At 32.8% G+C, this 3,122-nt stretch carries 2 protein-coding genes; one reads left to right on the plus strand and one right to left on the minus strand.

Annotation, left to right across the window (positions count from 1 at the left end):
- The coding region (locus PHI38_RS09880) for a hypothetical protein (protein ID WP_299855660.1) at positions 1-456 on the plus strand (456 nt) is incomplete at its 5' end.
- On the opposite strand, the gene PHI38_RS09885 is transcribed toward PHI38_RS09880, so the two are convergent.
- Positions 434-3,122: 3'-5' exonuclease (locus PHI38_RS09885; RefSeq protein ID WP_299855662.1), on the minus strand; the 2,689-nt coding region annotated here is incomplete at its 5' end. The genes PHI38_RS09880 and PHI38_RS09885 overlap by 23 nt on opposite strands.

The following is a 3,122-nucleotide window of genomic DNA, read 5'->3' on the forward strand; positions in this document are numbered from 1 at the left end:
AGACAGAGCGCTTTAGGACTAAACCCCTCCCTTTTAGGAACTACTTTAGCTTTAGCTGCTTACGATGGGGGCAAAAAGTGGTTAGAAGATTTATTAATCTATTTAGAAAAAGAGTCTAACTCTATTAAAAATGCTTTTGAACATAGTGGTACTGGCATAAAGTTTATCCTCCCAGAAGCCTCTTTTATTGGCCTAATAGATTGCTCTTCTATTTATGATAAAGTTGTCCTTGATTCTAAAAACAACCCCTTTTTATATGATGAAAGCATTAGCCCTGAAGGGGGATTGTTATCCCGTTTCTTTGGGCAAAGGGCATCCATTGCAATGAACGATGGCTCTTGGTTTGGAGATAATTATAAAACATATGTTAGATTAAATTTTGCAACCAACAAAGAGAGTATAGATTTAGCAATTAAATCAATTATTAAAGCAGCTACAGATCTCTTAAATAAATAATTTCAGTAACAACTTCTTTATTGTAAAGTTTTGTAACTGCCTCTTGGTACAACCTTAGTTGCTCTTGGTGTCTATTTTTATCTTTGAACAAATCACTTTTAAAATCGTAAACTTTTAAATAAGAGTGATAGTGTACTAGTAGATCTATTGAACCATTAACTACTTTAGGGCCATCCTCATTTTCTAATCTCATTGTAAAATCAACTTCACTCTCTATTTTCTCATAACCACTATTAATTAGTTCATTGTAAAAGTCACTTTTAAATAGGTTGTTAACTAATAACAAAGCTGAAGAGGCGATCTCTTTTAATTGAGAGGTTGTTATGTTAGCTCTTTTAAATCTCTCAGGGACAAATTCTAAAAGCTTTTGCTCATCTAAAGATTCTGTTAACTCTTTTTTTATAACTTTCTCAATTGCTTTGTGACACCACGAACCAAAAGCTGCTTCAAGTTCTTTATCTTTGATTATTGAATCAGAGGGAACTTTTTTAAGAGGATAAACCTCCTCTGTTTCATAAATACTTTTTTCTGCTAACTCAGTAACTGTAGTTGCAAAAGGTTTTACAACGTAAGGTATCTCAGTTGCCTTGTAGTTTTTATCCATCAAGGCAACATTTTTTTCAATCTTAGAGTAATCTAATCCAATTGCTAAAATAGAAGTTGGATAACTCTCTATTTCAACTTTATCAAAGATTGCATTATAACTGCTGTTGTTAAACAGCGCTATAAAATAGCTATCAGCAGCTTTTTCACCAGTGTTACGACTAGATTCAAAACCACTGAGAATTAAGTGTTTTTCGCTTCTGGTTGTTGCTACATAGAAAAGGCGTTTCATCTCAGCAACTTCTTGAGCGTTTAAACTTTGTTTATCTAATTCATAAAGGATATTCTTTTTAGAAGAATCCTCTTTGTAGTGTTTAGGTAGGGCAATTGAATCCACTGTGTAAAATGGGGGAACTTGATTTACTCTAACGCCTCCCCCCATTCCACTTAAAATAACTATGGGGAACTGTAGACCTTTAGATTTATGGATTGTCATAATTCGCACCCCATCAACTTCATCTCTTAGTGGTTCAATATCTTGAAGGTGCTCTTGTTGTCCCATCCTCTCTCTTAAGAAATCTAAAAACAGAACTAAAGATCTTTTTTTCTCATCAAACTCTAAAGCTAAATCGTATAAAAAATCAAAGTGCTCTAAATAGGGGTGATACGATTTATCACTAAGAAGGTAGTAACGATATCCCCCCTCATACCATAAATAACTAACTATGCTACTTATAGAGTTTGTTTTAGCAAGCTCTACAATCTTAGTGTAAACATAGTGGGCCCACTGGTATCTTTGTTGCTCTTCATCAATATTTGTTTCAATACTCTCATTTTCAAATGCCACTTCAAAGTTCTCTAAAAGGGGAAAAAGAAGTTCATCACTTAGACGGCAAAAAGGGCTACGTAAAACAGCTGCATAAGCTAACTTATCCTCTGGATAAATTATTAGTTGTAAAAATGAGTAAATATCGTTGGCAACTGATTCTAAAAACAAACTCCTTATTGCCGATATTGTATAAGGGATTCCCTCTTTTCTAAGAGCTTTTTCAAAGTGCATCTGATTAGTTGTTGTTCTCTGTAAGATTGCAATATCCTTATAGGTGGGGCGTTTGTTATCATCTAGTAAGTAATCATCACTACCAACCATCTTTTCAATTAGCTTAGCAATATGGTAAGCCTCAGCTTGAATTGCATCAGAAGATTCTTCATCGTCATCATGTTCATCATCAATTGGTTTATAATGAAACTCTATCTTAGACTCATTTGCACTCTCTTTTTTGCCCGCTTTCAGCTCTTGATGTGTTGCCTCAAAATCTTCAGTTGCACTACTAAAAATTGGTTCAAATAGAGAGTTAAAGAAATTAATAAGTTTAGGATCACTACGGTAGTTGAGATCTAACTCTAAGTTTTTACCACCTGAACTTTCTATCTCGCTGGATAATTTTTTAAAGACTCGCACATCTGCTTTTCTAAAGCGGTAAATTGATTGTTTTTCATCTCCAACAAAGAACAACTTATCTTCAACTAAAGTACTAGGGTGAGGAATTGAGTTTGAATAAAGCTCTTTTTTTTCTGCTAAAAGATAAATTAAATCTTTTTGAAGTTGGTTAGTATCTTGAAACTCATCAACTAAAATATATTTAAACTTATTTTTATAGTAGGTCCTAATTTTCTTGTTGTTTAAAAGGATATCGAGTGCCATGTGGGAGATATCGTTAAAGGTTAATAGTTGAGCTTCCCTTTTTCTTGTTAGATAAAGAGAGTGCATCTCTTTTAAGATTTGAAATATTGGAAGAAGTTTATCACTTTCAATTAAAGCTAAAGCACAACTTTTAACTAGTGGTAAAGTAGTTTTTCTAATCTCTTCAACTATTTCATTAAATAGTTGTGCAAAATTATCTTTAACAGTTGTTCTTTTAAAATTAACACCATCTAGTAAAAGAAAAGTCTTTTCAAGATTACTTAAATCTAACAGCTGAGGGGCACTGTTTAATAAGTTGTTGGCTAACTCAAGATTATCTAAATAAACTTTACCTCTTCCTTGAATTGCTGTTAGACTCATCAACTGTTTTAGCAATTGATCAATTGAATTGGTATAAGAGTCTTTAATTTTTTCAATT

This window comes from Sulfurimonas sp. (assembly GCF_028694895.1).
Classification (GTDB): Bacteria; Campylobacterota; Campylobacteria; order Campylobacterales; family Sulfurimonadaceae; genus Sulfurimonas.